The sequence below is a fragment of the Enterobacter cloacae complex sp. P29RS genome, from assembly GCF_014893445.1.
Taxonomy (GTDB): Bacteria; Pseudomonadota; Gammaproteobacteria; order Enterobacterales; family Enterobacteriaceae; genus Enterobacter; species Enterobacter intestinihominis.
Window position 1 is genome coordinate 129,890 of sequence record NZ_JADBPZ010000009.1, and the last position, 20,911, is coordinate 150,800.

The following is a 20,911-nucleotide window of genomic DNA, read 5'->3' on the forward strand; positions in this document are numbered from 1 at the left end:
AAGAAAAAGTCACAGAAACAGGTTTATCGCGGACGCGCGTAGATGAAATTTACACTTACCCTTATCGACTGGCAGGCAAGAGCGCCAGGACTCAGCGATGCCGACGAATGGCAGGCATGGTCACGCCGGTCTGACGCCATCGATCCTGATGCACCGCTGGCGAAACTGACCGATCTGCCGATGATGACCGCCCGCCGCCTGAATTCAGGCAGCAAGCTGGCCGTTGATCTTGGCCTGATGATGCTGCGCAAACACCGCATCGACGCCGTCGTCTACAGCAGCCGTCACGGGGAGCTGGAACGCAATTTTCGTATTCTCCAGGCCCTGGCGGCAGATCAGCCCGTTTCCCCCACCGATTTTGCCATGTCGGTACACAACTCGGCGGTCGGCAATCTCACTATCGCCGCGCGTCAGCCTGTTGTCTCTTCGTCGGTTTCCGCCGGTATGGATACCTTCCAGCAGAGCTTATGCGAGGTGCTGAGCCTGCTGCATGCGGGCTACTCACGCGTGTTACTGGTAGATTTCGACGGTCTGCTGCCGGAGTTTTATCACGCCGGGCTGCCGCCGCAGATGCCCGTCTGGCCCTACGCGCTGGCGCTGGTAATTGAGGCCGGAAATACGCTCAGCTGTGAAACGCACGCCAACCGCAGGCCTGAAGAGCCCGCGCTGCCGCAAAGCCTGCAGTTCCTGCGCCATTACCTGCGGGACGAGCGCCAGTTTACCCTGCCGGGCGAGCGCCTGCTGTGGCAATGGACGCGCCAATGAGAGGGTTACGTTCCCGCCTCGATCGGGTATGGCGCATGCTGATGACCGGATTGTGCTTCGCCCTGTTCGGCCTCGGCGGGCTGACGCTGTCGCTGGTGTGGTTTAACCTGCTGCTGATTTTCCAGCGTGACCGCACCCAACGTCGCCGCCTGGCACGCCGCACTATTTCTGCCAGTTTCCGCCTGTTCCTCGCGGTGGTACGCGGTGTAGGGGTACTGGATTACCGTTTCAACAACCTGGACGTTTTGCGCGCAGAGCGGGGCTGTCTGGTGATTGCGAACCATCCCTCGCTGCTGGACTACGTTCTGCTGGCGTCGGTGATGAACGAAACCGACTGTCTGGTGAAAAGCGCGTTGCTGCGTAACCCGTTCGTCAGCGGCGTGATCCGCGCGGCGGACTATCTGATTAACAGCGAAGCCGACACGCTGCTTGCCGCAAGCCAGCAGCGTCTGGCCCAGGGCGACACCCTGCTTATCTTCCCTGAAGGCACCCGCACCCGGGTGGGGGAAGCCATGACCCTGCAACGTGGGGCGGCGAATATCGCCGTTCGCTGCAACAGCGCCGTGCGCGTGGTGGTGATCCACTGTAGCGAACGGATGCTGGATAAACAGAGCAGCTGGTATAACGTGCCCCCCAACAAACCTGTTTTCACCGTGGATGTTCGCGAACGCATCAACATTCATGATTTTTATGATGCGAGTCAGCACGAACCCGCGCTGGCGGCAAGGCAGTTAAACCGGCATATGCAGCATCAGTTAACAACCGGTCTTCAATCTTTGTCAGGAACGAAAGATGCAAGCGCTCTATCTTGAAATTAAGAATCTCATTATCTCTACGCTGAATCTGGAAGAACTTACCCCAGAGGATATTGATACAGACGCCGCGCTCTTTGGCGACGGCCTCGGTCTGGACTCAATCGACGCCCTTGAGCTGGGGCTGGCGGTAAAAAATCAGTACGGCGTAGTGCTTTCTGCCGAAAGTGACGAGATGCGTCAGCACTTCTATTCCGTTGCCACGCTCGCGGCTTTTATTCATCAACAACGCGCCTGAGAATGACCGCTATGACAGAACAACAAACGATTTATCAGGAAGTCTCTGCGCTTCTTATTACGCTGTTTGAAATCGCCCCGGAGGATATTACCCCTGAGGCACGGCTTTACGAGGATCTGGATCTCGACAGCATTGATGCCGTCGATATGGTAGTGCACCTGCAAAAGAAAACGGGCCATAAAATCAAGCCCGAAACCTTCAAAGCGGTGCGCACGGTGCAGGACGTCGTGGACGTTGTGGAACAGCTTCAGCGCGACGCGTAACGTGCGTTCGATTCCAGTTCTTCCCGCCCTGACGGGGCTGATGCTGCTGGCATGGCCGTTTTTGATCGGCTTCGGGCTGGCGAATAATAGCCTGCACGGGATACTGCCCGTGATGGCGCTGGTGCTGCTGTTACGCGTCTGCCAGGCCCGTCGGCAGGGCGGTCCCCTGCGTTATCTTTTCGTGAGCGTGGCGCTGGCTGGCATAGCGCTTTGCGCGGCGAGCTACGTCCTGCACGCGCACCAGTGGGTGCTGTTTTATCCGGTGGTGGTGAATCTGGTGATGCTGGTGGTGTTTGGTGGTTCGCTGTGGACGGCAATGCCTGTCGTTGAACGGCTGGCGCGCCTGCGTGAACCGGACCTCTCCCCCGTCGGGGTACGTTACACGCGCCGGGTTACCCAGGTCTGGTGCGGCTTTTTTATTATTAACGGGGCGATCGCGCTGTTTACCGTATTACACGCCGATATCCGTCTGTGGACGCTGTGGAACGGGATGATTGCCTATCTCCTGATGGGCACGCTGATGGCCGGCGAGTGGCTGGTGCGACAACGGGTGATGAAAAACGATGCTTAACCCTCTCCCGCTTAGCCAGTGGCTCAGTGCCCCCCGCCCTGACGACACCCCTGTCGCCTGGCAGGACAACCATCTCTGGACGCTTGGCGATCTGCGCCACGACGTCACTCAGTTGGTCGACACGCTGCGTGATGAAGAAGGCGAGCGCTGGGCGCTGTGCATCGAAAACGGCTATCTGTTTATTGTCGCGCTGCTGGCGACGCTGCATGCGGGTAAAACGCCGGTCCTCCCCGGGCACAGCCGGGCGGCACAGCTTAACGAACAGCGGGCGCTGTTCAGCGGCGTCCTGAGCGACACCACGCTCGATTTTCAGGGGCGACAGCTGCGGGTGGCTTCCGCTCAGCGGGCAGGCCATCCCTTTTCACCGCTGCCTGCCATCGATGAGATGCGCACGATCGAGCTTTACACCTCCGGCTCGACCGGCACGCCGCAGCGGGTGAGTAAGCCGGTGGTCAGCCTGGATCGTGAGGCTCGTCTGCTGGCGGAACATTTTGGCGAGCGTCTGGCAGGCTGTCACGTCGTCGCTTCCGTGGTGCTGCACCACCTGTATGGCCTGACGTTTCGTGTCGTCTTACCCATGGCGCTCGGCCTGCCGCTGCACGCCAGCCTGCTCAACTATGCCGAGCAGCTCTCTGCCCTTCCCGACAATAAACGCTATCTTTTCATCAGCAGTCCGGCGTTTCTCAAGCGGCTGGACGCGTCACTGACGCCGCCCCCCGTCAACCTGCTCTTCTCCGCTGGCGGCGCGTTGCCCTGGCAGGAGGTCGCCGCGGTTCAGGCCTGGCTCAACGTCTGGCCGGATGAAATATACGGCAGCACAGAAACGGGGGTTATGGCCTGGCGCTACCGTCAGGAGGAAAGCATCCGCTGGCAGCCTTTCCCCGGTGTGACGTTTCACGGCGATCGCGTGACGTCGCCGCTGATCCCCGAGGCGGAGGGGGTCCTGCTGGATGATATCCTGCACTTCACGGCTGACGGGCAGTTCAGCCTCGTCGGGCGCCGCGGTCGGGTGGTCAAAATTGAAGATAAGCGCATTTCGCTCGATGACATTGAGCGCCGCCTGCTGGCGCTGGACGGCATCCGCGAAGCCGCCGCGCTGACGGTGACGCGCGGCGGGCGCCAGGGTATTGGCGTATTGCTGGTGCTGAATGAAGCGGTGCGTCAGCAACACGAACAGAGCAAAAAAGCGCAGGAGCTCGCCTGGCGACGCGCCCTTCGCCCCTGGCTTGAACCGGTTGCCGTACCGCGCTACTGGCGGATCGTTGATGAAATTCCGGTCAACAGCATGAACAAGCGCGTAACTGCCCAGCTACAGGAGTTGTTTCATGAAAATCCCTGAAATCGAACGCCGCGAGCCTGGCCCCGGGTATCTGGAGATAACCCTTTATCTTGATCCTGACCTGCTCTGGTTTAAGGGACATTTCGCCGTACAGCCGCTGCTGCCGGGCGTGGCCCAGCTCGACCGGGTGATGCATTACGCTGCCGCGCTGGCGCCGGGCTACCGTGTTCACAGTATTCAGAACGTAAAGTTCGCCGCCCCGCTGTTGCCGGAGAACACGGTCACGCTGCTCCTTGCCTGGCAGCCCGAACGCCAGATGCTGACCTTTAGCTACCAGCGCCATGCGGGTAACGAGCGCCACACCGCCAGCAGCGGGAAGATTCGCTTATGTCAGTAACCTTCCGTCCCTGCGTGCTGATCCCGTGCTACAACCACGGGGCGATGATGGCTTCGGTGCTGGCGCGCCTGGCGCCTTTCGATCTGCCCTGTCTGGTGGTGGACGACGGCAGTGATGAAACCACGCGCCGCACGCTTGAAGCGCTGGCGGCGGATCGTCCGCAGGTCACGCTGCTGCGCCTCGCCGAAAACAGCGGCAAAGGCGCGGCGGTGATGCAGGGGCTGAAAGCCTGTGCCGATCGCGGCTTCACCCACGCCGTTCAGGTGGACGCTGACGGCCAGCACGCTATTGAAGACATCCCCAAACTGCTGGCGCTGGCCGAACGCCATCCCGATGCGCTCATTTCCGGTCAGCCCGTTTATGATGACTCGATCCCCCGTTCGCGCCTGTACGGGCGCTGGATAACGCACGTCTGGGTCTGGATTGAAACCCTCTCCCTGCAACTGAAAGACAGCATGTGCGGGTTTCGCGTTTACCCGATAGCGCCGGTAATGCGCCTGGCGGCGGGCACGCCGCTCGGCAGGCGGATGGATTTTGATACTGAAGTGATGGTGCGCCTCTACTGGCAGGGCAACACGAGCTATTTTCTGCCCACCCGCGTGACCTATCCGCCGGACGGGGTATCCCATTTCGATGCCCTGAAAGACAACGTGCGCATCTCGTTGATGCATACCCGTCTGTTTCTCGGCATGCTGCCGCGCATTCCTTCCCTGCTGATGCGTCGCCGCTCGCAGCACTGGGCGCAGCAGCAGGAGGTGAAAGGATTATGGGGCATGCGCCTGATGCTGCGCGTCTGGCAGTTGCTGGGGCGAAAGGCGTTTACCATCCTGCTGTGGCCGGTTACGGCCGTCTACTGGCTGACCGCCCGCGCTGCGCGTCAGGCGTCGCAGCAGTGGCTGACGCGGGTTAAAACGGTGATGGCACAGCGGCAAATGCCGCAACCCGTACGGCTTAACAGTTTTTCCCACTTCCTGCGCTTCGGTCATGCCATGCTGAACAAAGTGGCCAGCTGGCGCGGCGAAATGAAGCTTCATCGCGATCTGGTCTTTGCGCCAGGCGCGCAGGAGGCGCTGGGTCTTGACGATCCTCAGGGCAAACTGCTGCTCGCGTCGCATCTTGGCGATGTGGAAGCCTGCCGGGCGCTGGCCCAGCGCGAAGGGGCGAAAACCATCAACGCGCTGGTCTTTAGCGACAATGCTCAGCGTTTTAAACAGGTGATGGAGGAGATGGCGCCGCAGGCGGGCATTCACCTGATGCCGGTCACCGACATTGGCCCGGAGACCGCCATCCTCATTAAAGAGAAGCTGGATCGCGGCGAGTGGGTGGCGATCGTGGGCGATCGCATCGCCGTCACCCCGCAGCGCGGCGGCAGCTGGCGGGTGATATGGAGCGAATTTATGGGCCAGCCCGCGCCGTTCCCGCAGGGACCGTTTATCCTGGCGTCCCTATTGCGCTGCCCGGTGGTGCTGATTTTTGCCCTCTGCCAGCAGGGAAAGCTGACCCTGCACTGCGAGCCGTTTGCCGACCCGCTGCTGCTGCCACGCGGCGAACGCCAGCAGGCGCTACAGCAGACCGTCGATCGCTATGCGCAGCGGCTGGAGCATTACGCGCTCTTGTCGCCGCTCGACTGGTTTAATTTTTTCGATTTCTGGCAGCTGCCAGAGGTCAACGAGAAGGAGTAAAGGGTGCTGACCGATCCCCGCTTTACGGCTGAAGTTGAAATCACCGTTCCGTTCCACGACGTCGATATGATGGGCGTGGTGTGGCACGGCAACTATTTCCGCTATTTTGAGATTGCCCGCGAAGCGCTGCTCAACCAGTTTGATTACGGCTATCGCCAGATGAAAGCGTCCGGCTACATCTGGCCGGTGGTGGATACCCGGGTGAAATACCGCGACGCGGTGACCTTCGAGCAGCGCATTCGCGTCCGCGCCCACATTGAAGAGGTTGAAAACCGTCTGCGCATCGCCTATCAAATCTTCGACGCGCAAACCGGGAAACGCACCACCACCGGCTACACCATTCAGGTGGCGGTGGAAGAAGCAAGCCGGGAGATGTGCTTTGTCAGCCCGGCCATTCTGTTCGAACGCATGGGGATCGCGCCATGAAGTGGATAACGCTACTCGCGCTGCTGGTAAGCCCGCTGGTGAACGCGGTCACGCTGGATGAACTGCAACAGCGGTTTGCGGAGCAACCGGTGGTGCGCGCACACTTCGAACAGACCCGCACGATCAAGGACATGCCTCAGCCCCTGCGCTCGCAGGGGGAGATGCTGATCGCCCGTGACAATGGCCTGCTGTGGGATCAAAAAGCGCCGTTCCCGATGACGCTGCTGCTGGATGACAAACGAATGGTGCAAATCGTCAACGGTCAGCCGCCGCAGACCATTACCGCCGACACTAACCCGCAGATGTTCCAGTTCAACCATCTGCTGCGGGCGCTGTTCCAGGCCGACCGCAAGGTGCTGGAAGAGAACTTCCGCATCGATTTCAAAGACCTGGGCGAAGGCCGCTGGTCGCTGGTGCTGACGCCCGTTACCACGCCGCTGGACAAGATTTTCTCCACCCTTGATTTGAAGGGCGCGATCTATCTGGAATCCATTCGCCTGAACGATAAGCAGGGCGACACGACGGATATCGCCCTCTCCCGCCACCAACTGACGCCCGCCCGCCTGACCGATGCAGAACGCCAGCGCTTTGCCGCACCGTAACGCTCTGCGCCCGGCGCTGCTGTGGGCCGCGGTATGCCTGATCCTGCTGGGCGTGCTGCTGTCGCTGCTGCCCGGCGCGCGGCTGAACAGCAGCGTGCTCGCCATGCTGCCGAAACAGACGCTCGGCGCGATCCCTCCCGCCCTCAACGACGGATTTATGCAGCGCCTCGACCGCCAGCTCATCTGGCTGGTCAGCCCTGGTAAACAGCCGGACCCGCGCGTGGCGCAGCAGTGGTTAACCCTGCTGCAACGCAGCCAGGCGCTGAGTGTCGTAAAAGGTCCGCTGGATGCCGCCGGGCAACAGGCCTGGGGAGATTTCTTCTGGCAGCACCGCAATGGCCTGGTCGATCCGGCCACCCGCGCCCGCCTGCAAAACGGCGGTGAAGCGCAGGCTCAGTGGATCCTGTCCCAGCTCTACTCCGCTTTTTCCGGCGTGAGCGGCAAGGAGCTGCAAAACGATCCGCTGATGCTGATGCGCGGCGCGCAGCTCGCGTTGGCGAAGAACAGCCAGAAGATGCAGCTGATGGACGGCTGGCTGGTGACAAAAGATGCGGCCGGGAACTACTGGTATCTGCTGCACGGCGAGCTGGCAGGCTCTTCGTTTGACATGCAGCAAACCCACCAGCTGGTGACCACCCTCAACGCGATGCAGCAGACGCTGAAAAGCCAGTATCCACAGGCGCAGCTGCTGTCGCGCGGGACAGTGTTCTACAGCGATTACGCCAGCCAGCAGGCTAAAAAAGATATTTCCACGCTTGGCGTCGCCACGGTGCTCGGGGTGATCCTGCTGATTGTGTCGGTGTTTCGCTCCGTACGTCCGCTGCTGCTGAGCCTGCTCTCCATTGCCATCGGCGCGCTGGCGGGGACGGTCGTGACGCTCCTGCTGTTCGGTGAGCTGCACCTGATGACGCTGGTGATGAGCATGAGCATCATCGGCATCTCGGCGGACTATACGATTTACTACCTCACGGAGCGGATGGTGCACGGCGCGGAACACTCGCCCTGGCAAAGCCTGGCAAAAGTGCGTAACGCGCTGCTGCTGGCGCTGCTGACTACCGTCGTGGCGTATCTCTTCATGATGCTGGCCCCCTTCCCCGGCATTCGTCAGATGGCGGTGTTCGCCGCCGCAGGGCTGAGCGCCTCGTGCCTGACGGTAATTTTCTGGCACCCGTGGTTGTGCCGTGGCATGCCGGTTCGCCCGATCCCCCTGAGAGGGATGATGCAGCGCTGGCTGAACGCCTGGCGCGACAGTAAAACCCTCTCCGTCGGGCTGCCGGTAGCACTGGCGCTGCTCTCCGCCATCGGGATCGCCAGCCTGCGGGTGGATGACGATATCGCCCGGCTTCAGGCGCTGCCGCAGGACATTCTGGCGCAGGAAAAAACCATCACCGCCCTGACCGGGCAAAATGTCGATCAGAAGTGGTTCGTGGTGTATGGCGCGTCGGCTCAGGAAACGCTGGAGCGGCTGGAGGCGTTTACCCCGGCGCTGGCGCAGGCGCAAAAAGCCGGAGAATTAACCCGCTGGCGCACCTTGCCGCTGAACTCGCTGGCGCGGCAGAACAGCGATCTGCAACTTCTGCGTAACGCCGCGCCGACGGTGACGAAAATGCTGCAAAGCACGGGGCTGAATGCCGTCGCCCCGAATCTGAACGCCATGCCTGTCAGCGTGGAGGCGTGGCTCGCCAGCCCGGCCAGCGAGGGCTGGCGTTTGCTGTGGCTGACGCTGCCGAACGGCAAAAGCGGTGTGCTGGTCCCGGTCGATGGCGTCAGAAACAGCGCTGCGCTCGGTGAGCTGGCCGCCCGCCATCCCGGAGTCGTCTGGGTTGACCGTAAGGCCAGCTTCGACAGCCTGTTTGCACTCTACCGCGCGCTGCTGACGGGGCTGCTGGGCGTGGCGCTGGCGGTGATTACCTGCGGCGCGGTGGTGCGCCTCGGCTGGCGAAAAGGGCTGGTGGCGCTGGTGCCGTCCGTGCTGTCGCTGGGCGGCGGGCTGGCGACGCTGGCCGTGACGGGCCATCCGGTGAACCTGTTTTCCCTGCTGGCGCTGGTGCTGGTCCTCGGCATTGGCATCAACTACACGCTGTTTTTCAGCAACCCGCGCGGCACGCCGCTGACCTCCATGCTGGCGATTACCCTCGCCATGATGACCACCCTGCTGACGCTGGGAATGCTGGTGTTCAGCACCACTCAGGCCATCAGCAGCTTTGGCATTGTGCTGGTGAGCGGTATCTTCACCGCGTTCCTGCTCGCCCCGCTGGCGATGCCGACTAATAAAGAGAACTTACCATGACCCGTTTCATTCGCCTGGCGGCAGTGATGATGGCCCTGTTGCTGGCGGGGTGTAGCCATACGACGAACCGCGATGACGCGCGCCCTCAGGCCTGGCTCCAGCCAGGCACCCGCGTCACGCTGCCACCGCCGGGCATCACGCCTGCCATCCGCGCGCAGCAGTTGCTTACCGGCAGTTTTAAAGGCCAGACCCAGTCGCTTCTGGTGATGCTGAACGCCGATGGCGATAAAGTGACGCTTGCCGGCCTCTCCTCCGTCGGGATCCGCCTGTTCCTCGCCACCTACGACGACACCGGGATCCACACCGAGCAGTCGGTTGTGATGCCGCAGTTGCCGCCCGCCAGCCAGGTGCTGGCCGACGTGATGCTCAGCCACTGGCCCCTCAGCGCCTGGCAGCCGCAGTTGCCGAAAGGCTGGACGCTGAACGATACTGACACCAGACGCGAACTGCGCAACCCCGATGGCAAGCTGGTCACGGAAATTGCCTACCTGAACCGTAACGGCAGGCGCGAACCGATTAGCATTGTGCAGCACGCTTTTCACTACCACATCACCATTCAATATCTGGGTGACTGAGATGATTTACCTTTCTGCCGTTGGCATGGTCAACGCGCTCGGCAACTCGGCTGATGAAATAGCGGCAAACCTGAACGCTGGCGTGGCCCCCGGGATGCACCAGCGTGCGGGCTGGCTACAGGGCCTACCCGAGGCCGTGCTGGGCGGGGTAGAGGGTGATCTTCCCCCTGTCCCCGGGTCTTTTTCTGCGCATCGAAGTCGCAACAACCAGCTGCTGCTGGCGGCGCTGGCGCAAATCCGGCCCGCCGTCGATGCGGCCATTGCGCGCGTGGGGCGCGACCGCGTGGCGGTGGTGCTGGGCACCAGCACCTCCGGACTGGACGAGGGTGATGAGTACGTGCGCCGCGCGCAGAACGGCGAGCGCAGCCCGCAGTGGCAATATCCGCAGCAGGAGCTGGGCGATCCGTCGCGCTTTCTCGCCAGCTGGCTTGCGCTGGACGGCCCGGCGTATACCATCTCGACCGCCTGCTCCTCCAGCGCACGGGCGATCATCAGCGGTCGACGCCTGATCGACGCCGGTCTGGTGGACGTCGCCATCGTCGGCGGAGCCGACAGCCTGAGCCGAATGCCGGTCAACGGCTTCAACAGCCTGGAATCCTTCTCCCCCACCCTGTGCGAACCGTTTGGCCGCAACCGTCGGGGGATCACCATTGGCGAAGCGGCAGCACTGATGGTACTGACCCGCGAGCCGGGCGAGATTGCGCTCCTGGGCGCGGGGGAATCCAGCGATGCGTACCATATTTCCGCCCCACATCCGCAGGGCGAAGGGGCGATCCGCGCCATCACCCAGGCGCTGAACGAGGCGGGCATGACGGCGGCGGACGTCGGTTATATCAACCTGCACGGCACCGCCACGCCGCTGAACGATCGCATTGAGGCGCAGGTGATCCACGATCTCTTTGGCGACCGCGTGCCGTGCAGCTCCACGAAACATCTTACCGGCCACACGCTGGGCGCCGCCGGGATCACCGAGGCCGCCCTGAGCTGGCTGATCCTGACCCGAGACCTGCCGCTGCCGCCGCAGGATTTTTCCCGCTACGCGCCGGACGACACCCTGCCTGCCTTCGGCCTACTGCACCAGAGCGCACCGCTGAAAAAAGCGGTGATCCTGTCAAACTCCTTCGCGTTTGGCGGCAACAACGCCAGCCTTCTGCTGGGGAGAGTATGATGCGCTACTTACCACCCGGGGATTATCTTCCTCACGACACGCCGATGCTGCTGCTTGAGAGCGTGGAAAGCGTCACCGATGACCGCGCCGTTTGCAACGTGACGGTGAACGATCGGGGCGTTCTGGCGCCGTTTCTGGACGCAGGCGGCAACCTGCCCGGCTGGTTTGCGCTGGAGCTGATGGCTCAGACCGTGGGCGTCTGGTCTGAATGGCACCGGATGCAAAAAGGGCTGCCGCACTGTGCGCTGGGTATGGTGCTGGGCGCGCGCGAGCTGGTGTGCGACGCAGGGCATTTTGCCGCAGGCAGCACACTGATCATCACCATCGAACGTCTGATGCAGGATGAGCGCTTTGGCAGCTTCGAGTGCACCATTCATGCGGATAATATTTCCCTCGCCACGGGCCGCGTAAACACCTTCCAGCCGAGCGAGGAAGAATTAACCACACTTTTTAACCAGGGAACACCATCATGAGATCCGTACTGGTCACCGGCGCCAGCAAAGGCATTGGCCGCGCTATCGCCCTTCAGCTTGCGGCGGACGGTTTCACCGTCGGCGTGCATTACCATCGTGATGAAGCGGGCGCGCAGGAGACGCTTGAGGCGATTGTCCAGGCAGGCGGCGCGGGCCGTTTACTCACCTTCGACGTGGGCAACCGCGAGCAGTGCCGTACGGTGCTGGAACAGGCGATCGCTGACCACGGCGCGTGGTATGGCGTGGTCAGTAACGCCGGTATTACCCGCGACGGCGCATTTCCGGCGCTCAGCGACGATGACTGGGACAGCGTGATCCACACCAATCTCGACAGTTTTTATAACGTCATACATCCCTGCATTATGCCGATGATCGGCACCCGCAAGGGCGGGCGGATCATCACCCTGTCGTCGGTGTCAGGCATTATGGGCAACCGTGGGCAGGTGAACTACAGCGCGGCGAAAGCCGGGATCATCGGCGCCACCAAAGCGCTCGCCACCGAGCTGGCAAAACGCAAAATCACCGTCAACTGCATCGCTCCGGGGCTGATTGATACCGGTATGATCGAGATGGATGAAGCCGCGTTGAACGCGGCGATGTCGATGATCCCGATGCAGCGTATGGGCCAGGCCGAGGAAGTGGCCGGGCTGGCGAGCTACCTGATGTCGGATAAAGCAGGCTATGTGACGCGACAAGTGATATCGATCAACGGAGGCATGCTATGACCCGCCGGGTAGTGATTACGGGCATGGGCGGCATCACCGCATTCGGCGAGGACTGGCCGACCATCTCGCGCCGTCTGCGCGAGTATGAAAATGCGGTACGTACCATGACGGAGTGGCAGGCGTATGACGGCCTGCAAACCCTGCTCGCCGCGCCGATTGAAGATTTCACTCTGCCCGCTCACTATACCCGTAAGCGCATTCGCGCCATGGGCCGCGTGTCGCTGCTCTCAACCCGCGCCACCGAGCTGGCGCTGGAGCAGGCGGGACTGATCGACGACGCGGTGCTGACCAACGGTCAGACCGGCATCGCCTACGGCTCGTCGACGGGCAGCACCGGACCGGTCAGCGAGTTTGCCTCCATGCTCACCGAAAAGCACACCCACAACATCACCGGCACCACCTACGTGCAGATGATGCCGCACACCACGGCGGTGAATACCGGACTGTTCTTTGGCCTGCGCGGACGGGTGATCCCCACCTCAAGCGCCTGTACCTCTGGCAGCCAGGCGATTGGCTACGCCTGGGAAGCGATTCGTCACGGCTACCAGACCGTGATGGTGGCAGGCGGCGCGGAAGAGCTGTGCCCGTCGGAAGCGGCGGTTTTCGATACCCTGTTTGCCACCAGCCAGCGTAACGACGCGCCCAAAACCACGCCGTCGCCGTTTGACGTTCAGCGCGATGGCCTGGTGATTGGCGAAGGGGCGGGCACGCTGGTGCTGGAAGCGCTGGATCACGCCAGAGCACGCGGGGCGACAATCTATGGCGAGATCGTGGGCTTTGCCACCAACTGCGATGCGGCGCACATCACCCAGCCCCAGCGTGAAACCATGCAGGTGTGTATGGAGCAGTCGCTGGCGATGGCGGGCCTTAGCCCTCAGGACATTGGCTACATTTCTGCCCACGGCACGGCAACCGATCGCGGGGATATCGCCGAGAGTCAGGCGACCGCCGCTATTTTCGGCGACAGCGTGCCCATCTCATCCTTAAAGAGCTATTTCGGCCATACCCTGGGTGCCTGCGGCGCGCTGGAAGCCTTGCTGAGTCTGCATATGATGCGGGAGGGCTGGTTCACGCCGACGCTCAATTTAAGACAACCGGATGAGCAATGCGGCGCTTTAGATTATATTATGGGGGAAACCCGCCCGATTGATTGCGAATTTATTCAGAGCAATAACTTTGCCTTTGGCGGCATTAATACCTCGATAATCATTAAACGCTGGGCGTAACTATGTACCAGTTTGTACTGGGAAAGATCTCCACCCTTAGCGCGGACCCCCTGGCGTCAACGCTCGCAGATATGGCACCTCAGGGTGCGCGATACGCTTCCTGGCTTGCAGGCCGGACGCTGCTCGCCAGAACTTTATCCCCCTCACCGCTTCCCGAGATAATCTACGGCGAGCAGGGAAAACCGGCCTTCGCTAACGGCCATCCGCTGTGGTTTAACCTGAGCCACAGCGGGGACGACATTGCCATGCTGATAAGCGATGAAGGCGAGGTTGGCTGCGATATCGAAGTGATCCGCCCGCGGGAGAACTGGCAGGCGCTGGCGAATGCCGTTTTCAGCCTCACCGAGCATGACGAGCTGGAGCGTGAAGCACCGGAAGAGCAGCTTTCCGCATTCTGGCGCATCTGGACGCGCAAAGAGGCGATCGTCAAACAGCGTGGCGGCAGCGCGTGGCAGATTGTCAGCATTGACAGCACCGCCCAGTCGCTCCCGGTCAGCCAGCTGCGCTTCGGCTCGCTGAGTCTGGCGGTCTGTACCCCTACGCCTTTCACCTTAACGGCGGAATCGGTGACTTACTCCGGTATTTCTGCAGCATAAAAAACGGCCATTCGGGTTAAAACCGAAATGGCCGATGCGCATTTAACGCGTTGCTAAGCTTATTTTAAATTATCAGGAAAGTTTTTTGGCAACTCGCTGGCAGCACACGCAATAACGCTATCGTCATTCGCACCGCAGTCGCGTACAAAAGTAATCGTCGCAAATTCATCAATCACTTCGGTTGGATACGCTGGCCCGGCATCACGGTAGCTGTTCATCAGCGGAATGTGATCGTTCTGGAAGCAGACGGTTTTTTCCGGATTATTCATGACCCAGCGTGGGAAGAAGATGGTGCCGTGGAACAGGCGGTCGCCCAGGTTCACAATCAGGCTCACGTCGGTACCGGTTGGCTCCGTCCAGGAAATTTTATAGATGCTTTCCCCGACGCGGACAATGCAGGCCTGCTGATCTTTCACCCAACGATTGCCCACCAGACCACTGTGAATACGGTAGTCGAGCGTGTTCTCGTTTTTAACGTAAATTTCGTAGTTCCAGCCATTGTCGTAGGTATATACCAGATGTTTGCCGACGAAGCCGCTTAAATCATGTTTATCGAAGGTGCTCATAAGATGTCTCCTTTGTTTTGATGAGACGATCGTACCCCTTCAAAAAATGAATGAATAACGCTATGTTTGAATCAAATTCATCCAAAATTTAGATTAATCATGCACAAGACGACGCTCGAACAGTGGGCCTTGCTGGAAAGAGTCATCGAGGCTGGCAGCTTCGCTAAGGCGGCGGAAGAGACCCATCGCAGCCAGTCCTCGGTCAGCTATAACCTGTCGCTTTTGCAGGAGCGGCTGGGCGTAGCGCTCCTGATGACAGAGGGACGCCGTGCCGTGCTGACCCCGGCGGGTGAGTTGTTGCTGAATCAGGTTAAACCGCTGCTGAAAGCCTTCGCCTACGTTGAAACGCGCGCTGCAACCCTGCGCAGCGGGATGCGAACCCGTATCGACCTGATGGTAGACAGTATTTTTCCGCGCAGTCGGCTGTTCGCGATTTTGCGCCAGTTTCAGCAGCTGTACCCGCAAACGCAGGTGCGGCTTACCGAGGTGCTGGAAAACAGCCGCGCAGATGCGCTCAATGATGAGGCCGACGTGATGGTCTTAACCCGCCGCCAGGACATTACCGGCCTGGGCGAATGGCTGATGAATATCGATTTTGTTGCCGTCGCGCATCACGCGCACCCGCTGTTTGCGCTGGATACACCGCTTAACGACGAGATGCTTCGACCGTGGCCGCGCATTCAGATCGCAGACAGCCAGCCCACCGTTCGCCCCACCGGGGAGTCGTGGACATTCTCCACCATCGATGCCGCGATCGAAGCAGTGATGTATCAGGTTGGATATGGCTGGTTACCGGAAGAACGCATTCAGACCCCGCTCCAGCAGGGCATCCTCAAAATCCTGCCCCTCAGCCACGGCGTTCGACGCGCCACGCCGCTGCACCTCATCGTTAAACGCTCCCTCAGCCCGCTGGACGAGCAGGTTGAGACGCTGTTGCGCCTTTTTAAACAGGAGCCGTCATCGTCAACTGCTACGCTTTAAGTTTTGAACCATAAAACGACAAGGAGTGAACGATGAAAATCGATTTAACGGGGAAAGTAGCGCTGGTGACCGCGTCCACCGGCGGTATTGGGTTTGCCATCGCCCGCGGACTGGCGGAGAGCGGTGCGGAAGTGATCGTCAACGGGCGCAGCGTCGACTCGGTGAACAAAGGCATTCAGGCGCTCCAGCAGGTGGTGCCAGGCGTACAGGTCCGTGCCGCCATCGCCGACCTGAGCTCGCAGGAGGGCGTTGACGAACTGCTCAGGGTCGCCACGCACGTCGATATTCTGGTGAATAACGCCGGGATCTATGGCCAGCAGGATTTTTATTCCACCGACGACGAGACCTGGGAACGCTACTGGCAAACCAACGTGATGTCCGGCGTGCGCCTCTCCCGTGCCCTGCTGCCCGGTATGGTACAAAAAGGCTGGGGTCGGGTAGTGTTTATCTCGTCAGAATCGGCCTGCAATATTCCTGCGGATATGATCCACTATGGCGTGACAAAAACCGCCCAGCTCTCGTTGGCGCGCGGTCTGGCGAAGTTCGTGGCAGGCAGCGGCGTCACGGTGAACAGCGTGCTGCCGGGCCCGACAATGTCGGACGGTTTTGCCGCGATGATGAAAGACGAGATGGAGAGAACCGGCAAATCGCTGGAGCAGCTGGCGAAAGCGTTCGTGATGGAGAATCGCCCCAGCTCGGTTATTCAGCGCGCCGCAACGGTAGAAGAAGTGGCGAATATGGTGGTGTATGTCTGTTCCATGCAGGCCTCCGCGACTTCCGGCGCGGCGCTGCGCGTTGACGGTGGCGTGGTGGATGACATAGTTTGACCCGTCAGGCCACAGGTTCGAGAAAAAATGAGATCGGATAGAAGGACTGTGAAGGTAAAGCAGGTAAACTAGTGAACAGAATGTGTATTTCAGCTAAGACGTATTTATGACCAATATGATTGCCGACGAAGCCGTGGCGAAGTCCAGCGTGCTCTCTGTCTTTGACTTTGATGGTACGTTGACGCACCACGACAGTTTTATTCCGTTCCTGCGCTTTGCCTTTGGCAAGCGCTACTTTGCGGGTCGCCTGGTGCGCATGGCCCTGCCCACGCTGCACTGCGTGCGTCGCAAGCTGACGCGTGATGAGCTGAAAGAGGTGTTGATCAAAACCTTCCTGACGGGGGTGGATGAGCACTGGTTACGTCAGCAGGCAGAGGCCTTCTGTGAAAAATACTGGAACAAGCTGATGCGCCCGGAAGGGGTCATGGCTGTCGCCAACGAAGTTAATTCCGGTGCGGAAGTGACGATTTGCTCCGCCTCCCCGGCGCTGGTATTGCAGCCGTGGGCCGATAAGCTCGGCATTAAGCTGATTGGCACGCAGCTGGAAGTGAAAGACGGCAAGCTGACCGGGCGGATCACCGGCAACAACTGCCGCTGCGCGCAGAAAGTGGCGAGGCTGGAAAAGGTGTATGGCGATCTGAACGCATATCACCTGCGCGCCTGGGGCGACACACGTGGCGACCACGAGCTGCTGGCGGCGGCGCAGGATCCGCACTGGCGCCATTTCCATCATCCGCGCAAGCGCCGAAACTCACCGATAATAAAGTAGCCTTTTGCCGGGTGGCGGCTGCGCCTTACCCGGCCTACATCCCAGTCGTAGGCCCGGTAAGCGAAGCGCCACCGGGCGATACATCAGGCCTCACGTTTCCCCGGGAACATCACGCTCGCAATAATCCCCAGCGCCAGTACCCCCAGCACCACAAACAGGCTTGCCGTGGCACCGATGTTATAACCGTGATGCCAGAAGTGATCGGTCGCATTCAGCCCCAGCTTGAACGCCACGAAGAACAGCAGTAACACTACCGCTTTCTCAAGATGCACCAGATACTGCTTCAGCGCTTCCAGCACGAAGTAGAGGGTACGCAGGCCGAGGATTGCGAACATCATGGCGCTGTAGATAATCAGCGGCTCGCGGCTGACGGCAATGATCGCGGGAACGGAGTCGAAGGCGAACATCACGTCGGACAGCTCTACCACCGCCACGCAGAGCAGCAGCGGCGTCGCGTAGCGCTTCGCCTTCTTCACGCGACCTACCATCACATCCTTGTTTTCAGGCTTCTCCAGCTCGGCGTCCACCTCTTTTTGGGTCAGGATAAACGCGTGGCTGCTGATTTTTGGCCAGACCGGATAGAAGCGTTTTACCAGGCGGTACGCCAGATGGTTGGAGTAATCCTCGACTTCATCACTCTCTTCATTGCGTTTCAGCATCATCACCGCCGTCCAGCCGACGACCAGCGCAAAAATCACCTCAACGTATGGCCCCAGGCTCAGCAGGCTGGTGCCGATGGCAACAAAAATACCGCGGAACACAATCGCCCCCAGCACGCCCCAGTAGAGCACGCGGTGACGATACTTATCCGGCACGCCGAACCAGGCGAAGATCGCCATCATCACAAACAGGTTGTCGACGGAGAGCACCTCTTCCAGTGCATAGCCGGTGAGGAACAGACTGGCCATCTCCGCGCCGTGGTGCACGTATAAGAAGCCAGCAAACGCCATCGCCATCATGACCCAGAAGATGGACCACATGGCCGCGCTTTTCAGCGAGATCGGTTTATCGTGACGGTGCATGAAGAGGTCGATAAACATCGCCCCAACGGCCATCACCACAAAGACAACAACGGTTTCCGTCGGGAAACCGAGATGAGCAGCAGACATAGACAACCCTTTTAAGAAGACAAAACACAACACCATGCAGGCTGGCGTAAACCAGAAGTGAGAATGGGGGAACGTGTTATTCGCCTATACCCCACAAAACCGCAGCTCTTTGGCTGCGCAAGGTGTGTACTTTACCTCACAACGGGGGGTGGCGCATCTGTCGTTTAGGCTCACGAGGTAAAGCCCGTTAACTGTGAGTCACGTCTTATTTACATCATTTAAACCTTCCATTAACTGGATAAAAAGAAGGCGCCGACGCTATAGTGGTTTTGTTTAATAAAACCGAGTTGTACCTGATAAAACCAAGAACAGACCCTGCGAGGAACACATGACAGAACATATTCGTAATGGCACTGCCGCCACTGAGGACATAGAAAGAGAGACTATGCGCAAGGTGATCTGGCGTATCCTCCCGTTTCTGATAGTCAGTTATCTGGTCTCCATTATCGATCGCGGCAATATCGGCATGGCTTCGCTACAGATGAATGAGGATCTCGGTCTCAGCAAAGCGGCATTTGGCTTCGCCAGTAGCCTCTATTTCGTGGCGTATTTTCTGTTTGAAGTTCCAAGCAATCTGGCAATGCAGAAAGTTGGCGCACGTCTGTGGATCCCCCGCATTATGATCAGCTGGGGGGTGGTATCCATGTGTATGGCACTGGTACAAAACACGACGTCGCTTTATATCGTGCGTTTTCTGCTGGGTGCCGCGGAGGCGGGCTTCTTCCCCGGCGTCGTACTCTTTCTGACCTGGTGGATCCCTTCCCGCTACCGTGCGCGAATTATCGCGTCCTTTATGGTCGCGATCCCGCTGGCCAATTTTATTGGCTCGCCGCTGTCCGGGTTGATTCTGTCGCTGGATGGATGGCTGGGTCTGCGCGGCTGGCATCTGCTGTTTATCATTGAAGGTTTACCCGCCGTCCTGCTGGGTATTGCCGCCTGGTTTGTTCTTCGCGATCGTCCGCACCAGGCTAACTGGCTTAACGCGGAACAGAAAAAATGGCTGGAAACGACGCTTGAAACCGAGCGTCAACAGCAAAAAAATATCGGACACCAGACGACATGGCAGTTGCTCAGGCATCGTCAAATCTGGCTGCTGGCGCTGATTTACGCAGGCGCGTCATCAGCGGGCACCACCATCAGCGTCTGGTCACCGCAGCTGCTGAAATCGTTCCACCTGGATAATCTGGAGACGGGTCTGTTCAACGCCATTCCTTACGGTCTGGCATCCGTACTGATGATTGTGTGGGGACGCAGTTCGGACCGAACCAACGAACGCCGCTGGCATACCGCTCTGACCCTTTTCATTATTGCCGCAGGCGTATTTGCCGCCTTTGTCAGCGTCTCTCTTTCCGCCACCATTGTTATCCTGAGCATCATGCTGATAGGGGCGTATTCAATGAAGGGGCCTTTCTGGGCGCTGGCGTCAGGCTGGATGAGCAGCACGTCGGCGGCTGCGGGGCTGGCTGCAATTGGCGCCATCGCTAACCTTATCGGCGGTGCGGTGATGGTCAACGCTTACGGTATTATCAACGAACGGACGGGTAGCCACACGCTGGCCATGCTTCCTCTGGCGGCGTTATGCGTTACGGGGGGTATCGCGGTATTGGTGATGGGACGCCAGGCCCGCAATGCTCAGTTGCATGAAAAGCAGGTCACCCATTAGACATAACAAAAGCGGGACGCACGTCCCGCTTTATGCTTAGAAACTCTCTTCCGCAGTATCCTGCGTTTCCCCATAAAACTGCTGGCAAAAAGGCTTACTGGCCCCCATTTTCTGTGACAGGCGGCTGGCGGTGGCATGCATTAGCTGGCTGATCCCCTGTTCACGGCGATCTTCAGTCAGTCTGGAGATGGGCCCGGTCAACGCCAGCGCCGCAATCAGCTTGTCATTGACGCCGAAGACGGGCATTGCGAACGCCGCAGTATGCGGGTCACGGGCGCCTGCGGTATAGAGCGGAACAGCGGGCTCCCCCTCTGGCAGCGCGTCATTAAGGCCCCAGTGGCGAAGCACTTTACTGATGGCAGAATCGTCCAGCGGAAACTGAGTACCCGGCAGATTGCTGTGACGCAACCCGTGCGATGCTTCTGCCCGGAACAGGCACAGACGTTGCCCGCCTTCTAACACATACCAGCTGGCGCTCTCCTGAGAGGCCTGTGATAACGCCTGAAGCTCAGGCTGCACCACCCGGGAAAGATGGAAAGATTGTTCATAAAGTTTGCCAAGGTAAAGCAGACGTGGGCCAAGCGCATAATTGCCGTCATCATGCCTGACGACATAGTTCATTCGCTCAAGCGAATTCATTAACCGGTAAACCGTGGTTTTGTGATAACCCGATAGCTGCGCCAGCGCGGTCAGCGTCAGGCTCTCATCGCCGGGACGGAAGCAATCCAGTAAAGCCAGCGCCTTTTCGACCGCTACAACGCCTTCGTTACCCATCATCATCTCCTTTTCTGCTCGGCAGTGAGTGTACCTCAATTTTTGTGAGTCACTTCGTGTTTACATCACAAACGCCATCGCAGATCTGGCTAATGGGAAAGTAACACCGCTATAGTTGTTTTGTATTGTACACC

24 protein-coding genes are annotated in these 20,911 nt (G+C 59.7%); 21 read left to right on the forward strand and 3 right to left on the reverse strand.

Annotated features, from left to right (window positions below; all coding sequences use genetic code 11):
* Positions 1-42 precede the first annotated feature (42 nt).
* The 17 genes from IM282_RS09080 to acpT are packed head-to-tail and all read left to right on the forward strand — an operon-like array spanning position 43 to position 14,088.
* Positions 43-765, forward strand: coding sequence for a beta-ketoacyl synthase chain length factor (locus IM282_RS09080; protein ID WP_023307137.1), 723 nt, complete (start codon positions 43-45; stop codon positions 763-765).
* Positions 762-1,577, forward strand: coding sequence for a 1-acyl-sn-glycerol-3-phosphate acyltransferase (locus IM282_RS09085; protein WP_048966280.1), 816 nt, complete (start codon positions 762-764; stop codon positions 1,575-1,577). The genes IM282_RS09080 and IM282_RS09085 overlap by 4 nt, the downstream gene beginning before the upstream one ends.
* Positions 1,558-1,815, forward strand: a complete 258-nt coding sequence (locus tag IM282_RS09090) for a phosphopantetheine-binding protein (RefSeq protein ID WP_003861263.1) — start codon at positions 1,558-1,560, stop codon at positions 1,813-1,815. The genes IM282_RS09085 and IM282_RS09090 overlap by 20 nt, the downstream gene beginning before the upstream one ends.
* Positions 1,816-1,826: 11 nt before the next feature.
* Complete coding sequence (locus tag IM282_RS09095) at positions 1,827-2,078, forward strand: acyl carrier protein (protein WP_003861262.1); 252 nt, start codon at positions 1,827-1,829, stop codon at positions 2,076-2,078.
* Entirely contained in the window at positions 2,050-2,649 is a 600-nt protein-coding gene (locus IM282_RS09100; RefSeq protein ID WP_045622193.1) for a hypothetical protein, read from the forward strand. Before IM282_RS09095 ends, IM282_RS09100 begins: the two co-directional genes overlap by 29 nt.
* Entirely contained in the window at positions 2,642-3,988 is a 1,347-nt protein-coding gene (locus tag IM282_RS09105) for an AMP-binding protein (protein WP_038416875.1), read from the forward strand. Before IM282_RS09100 ends, IM282_RS09105 begins: the two co-directional genes overlap by 8 nt.
* Positions 3,975-4,325 (forward strand): hydroxymyristoyl-ACP dehydratase, encoded by a 351-nt coding sequence (locus IM282_RS09110; protein WP_192970336.1) that lies wholly within the window; start codon positions 3,975-3,977, stop codon positions 4,323-4,325. The genes IM282_RS09105 and IM282_RS09110 overlap by 14 nt, the downstream gene beginning before the upstream one ends.
* Positions 4,316-6,007, forward strand: coding sequence for a glycosyltransferase (locus tag IM282_RS09115; RefSeq protein ID WP_022649684.1), 1,692 nt, complete (start codon positions 4,316-4,318; stop codon positions 6,005-6,007). The genes IM282_RS09110 and IM282_RS09115 overlap by 10 nt, the downstream gene beginning before the upstream one ends.
* Positions 6,008-6,010: 3 nt before the next feature.
* Complete coding sequence (locus IM282_RS09120) at positions 6,011-6,433, forward strand: thioesterase family protein (protein WP_033488082.1); 423 nt, start codon at positions 6,011-6,013, stop codon at positions 6,431-6,433.
* Entirely contained in the window at positions 6,430-7,035 is a 606-nt protein-coding gene (locus tag IM282_RS09125; protein WP_017384113.1) for an outer membrane lipoprotein carrier protein LolA, read from the forward strand. Before IM282_RS09120 ends, IM282_RS09125 begins: the two co-directional genes overlap by 4 nt.
* A complete protein-coding gene (locus tag IM282_RS09130) occupies positions 7,004-9,325 on the forward strand; it encodes an MMPL family transporter (protein WP_192970337.1) in 2,322 nt (773 codons plus the stop codon). Before IM282_RS09125 ends, IM282_RS09130 begins: the two co-directional genes overlap by 32 nt.
* A complete protein-coding gene (locus IM282_RS09135; RefSeq protein WP_023307143.1) occupies positions 9,322-9,900 on the forward strand; it encodes a DUF3261 domain-containing protein in 579 nt (192 codons plus the stop codon). The genes IM282_RS09130 and IM282_RS09135 overlap by 4 nt, the downstream gene beginning before the upstream one ends.
* Before the next feature lies 1 nt (position 9,901).
* Entirely contained in the window at positions 9,902-11,068 is a 1,167-nt protein-coding gene (locus tag IM282_RS09140; protein ID WP_192970338.1) for a beta-ketoacyl-[acyl-carrier-protein] synthase family protein, read from the forward strand.
* Positions 11,068-11,541: a dehydratase gene (locus tag IM282_RS09145; protein WP_023307145.1), complete on the forward strand. Its 474-nt coding sequence runs from the start codon at positions 11,068-11,070 to the stop codon at positions 11,539-11,541. The genes IM282_RS09140 and IM282_RS09145 overlap by 1 nt, the downstream gene beginning before the upstream one ends.
* Positions 11,535-12,266, forward strand: a complete 732-nt coding sequence (locus IM282_RS09150) for a 3-ketoacyl-ACP reductase FabG2 (RefSeq protein ID WP_032626847.1) — start codon at positions 11,535-11,537, stop codon at positions 12,264-12,266. The genes IM282_RS09145 and IM282_RS09150 overlap by 7 nt, the downstream gene beginning before the upstream one ends.
* Complete coding sequence (locus IM282_RS09155) at positions 12,263-13,492, forward strand: beta-ketoacyl-ACP synthase (RefSeq protein WP_023298820.1); 1,230 nt, start codon at positions 12,263-12,265, stop codon at positions 13,490-13,492. Before IM282_RS09150 ends, IM282_RS09155 begins: the two co-directional genes overlap by 4 nt.
* Before the next feature lie 2 nt (positions 13,493-13,494).
* A complete protein-coding gene (gene acpT / locus IM282_RS09160; protein WP_022649693.1) occupies positions 13,495-14,088 on the forward strand; it encodes a 4'-phosphopantetheinyl transferase AcpT in 594 nt (197 codons plus the stop codon).
* 59 nt (positions 14,089-14,147) lie between these two features.
* Here acpT and IM282_RS09165 read toward each other — a convergent pair whose 3' ends face one another.
* Positions 14,148-14,654, reverse strand: coding sequence for a phenolic acid decarboxylase (locus IM282_RS09165; RefSeq protein WP_192970339.1), 507 nt, complete (start codon positions 14,652-14,654; stop codon positions 14,148-14,150).
* 99 nt (positions 14,655-14,753) lie between these two features.
* On the opposite strand from IM282_RS09165, the gene IM282_RS09170 reads away from it, so the two are divergent.
* The 3 genes from IM282_RS09170 to IM282_RS09180 all read left to right on the forward strand — a co-directional run bounded on the left by IM282_RS09170 (position 14,754) and on the right by IM282_RS09180 (position 17,231).
* The gene (locus IM282_RS09170; RefSeq protein WP_023298821.1) at positions 14,754-15,635 is read left to right on the forward strand and encodes a LysR family transcriptional regulator; all 882 of its coding nucleotides are present in this window, start codon (positions 14,754-14,756) and stop codon (positions 15,633-15,635) included.
* A gap of 32 nt (positions 15,636-15,667) precedes the next feature.
* Positions 15,668-16,462: an SDR family NAD(P)-dependent oxidoreductase gene (locus IM282_RS09175; protein WP_022649696.1), complete on the forward strand. Its 795-nt coding sequence runs from the start codon at positions 15,668-15,670 to the stop codon at positions 16,460-16,462.
* Positions 16,463-16,568: 106 nt separating this feature from the next.
* Positions 16,569-17,231 carry an HAD family hydrolase gene (locus IM282_RS09180; protein WP_063201337.1) on the forward strand — a complete coding sequence of 221 codons (663 nt, stop codon included), beginning with the start codon at positions 16,569-16,571 and terminating at the stop codon, positions 17,229-17,231.
* Between the two features lie 83 nt (positions 17,232-17,314).
* Here IM282_RS09180 and IM282_RS09185 read toward each other — a convergent pair whose 3' ends face one another.
* Positions 17,315-18,340 carry a TerC/Alx family metal homeostasis membrane protein gene (locus IM282_RS09185; protein ID WP_023298822.1) on the reverse strand — a complete coding sequence of 342 codons (1,026 nt, stop codon included), beginning with the start codon at positions 18,338-18,340 and terminating at the stop codon, positions 17,315-17,317.
* Positions 18,341-18,668: 328 nt separating this feature from the next.
* On the opposite strand from IM282_RS09185, the gene IM282_RS09190 reads away from it, so the two are divergent.
* Positions 18,669-20,003: an MFS transporter gene (locus tag IM282_RS09190; RefSeq protein WP_045308786.1), complete on the forward strand. Its 1,335-nt coding sequence runs from the start codon at positions 18,669-18,671 to the stop codon at positions 20,001-20,003.
* 36 nt (positions 20,004-20,039) lie between these two features.
* Here the strand turns inward: IM282_RS09190 and IM282_RS09195 are convergent, their stop codons facing one another.
* Entirely contained in the window at positions 20,040-20,777 is a 738-nt protein-coding gene (locus IM282_RS09195) for an IclR family transcriptional regulator (protein ID WP_045308787.1), read from the reverse strand.
* Positions 20,778-20,911: the final 134 nt, after the last annotated feature.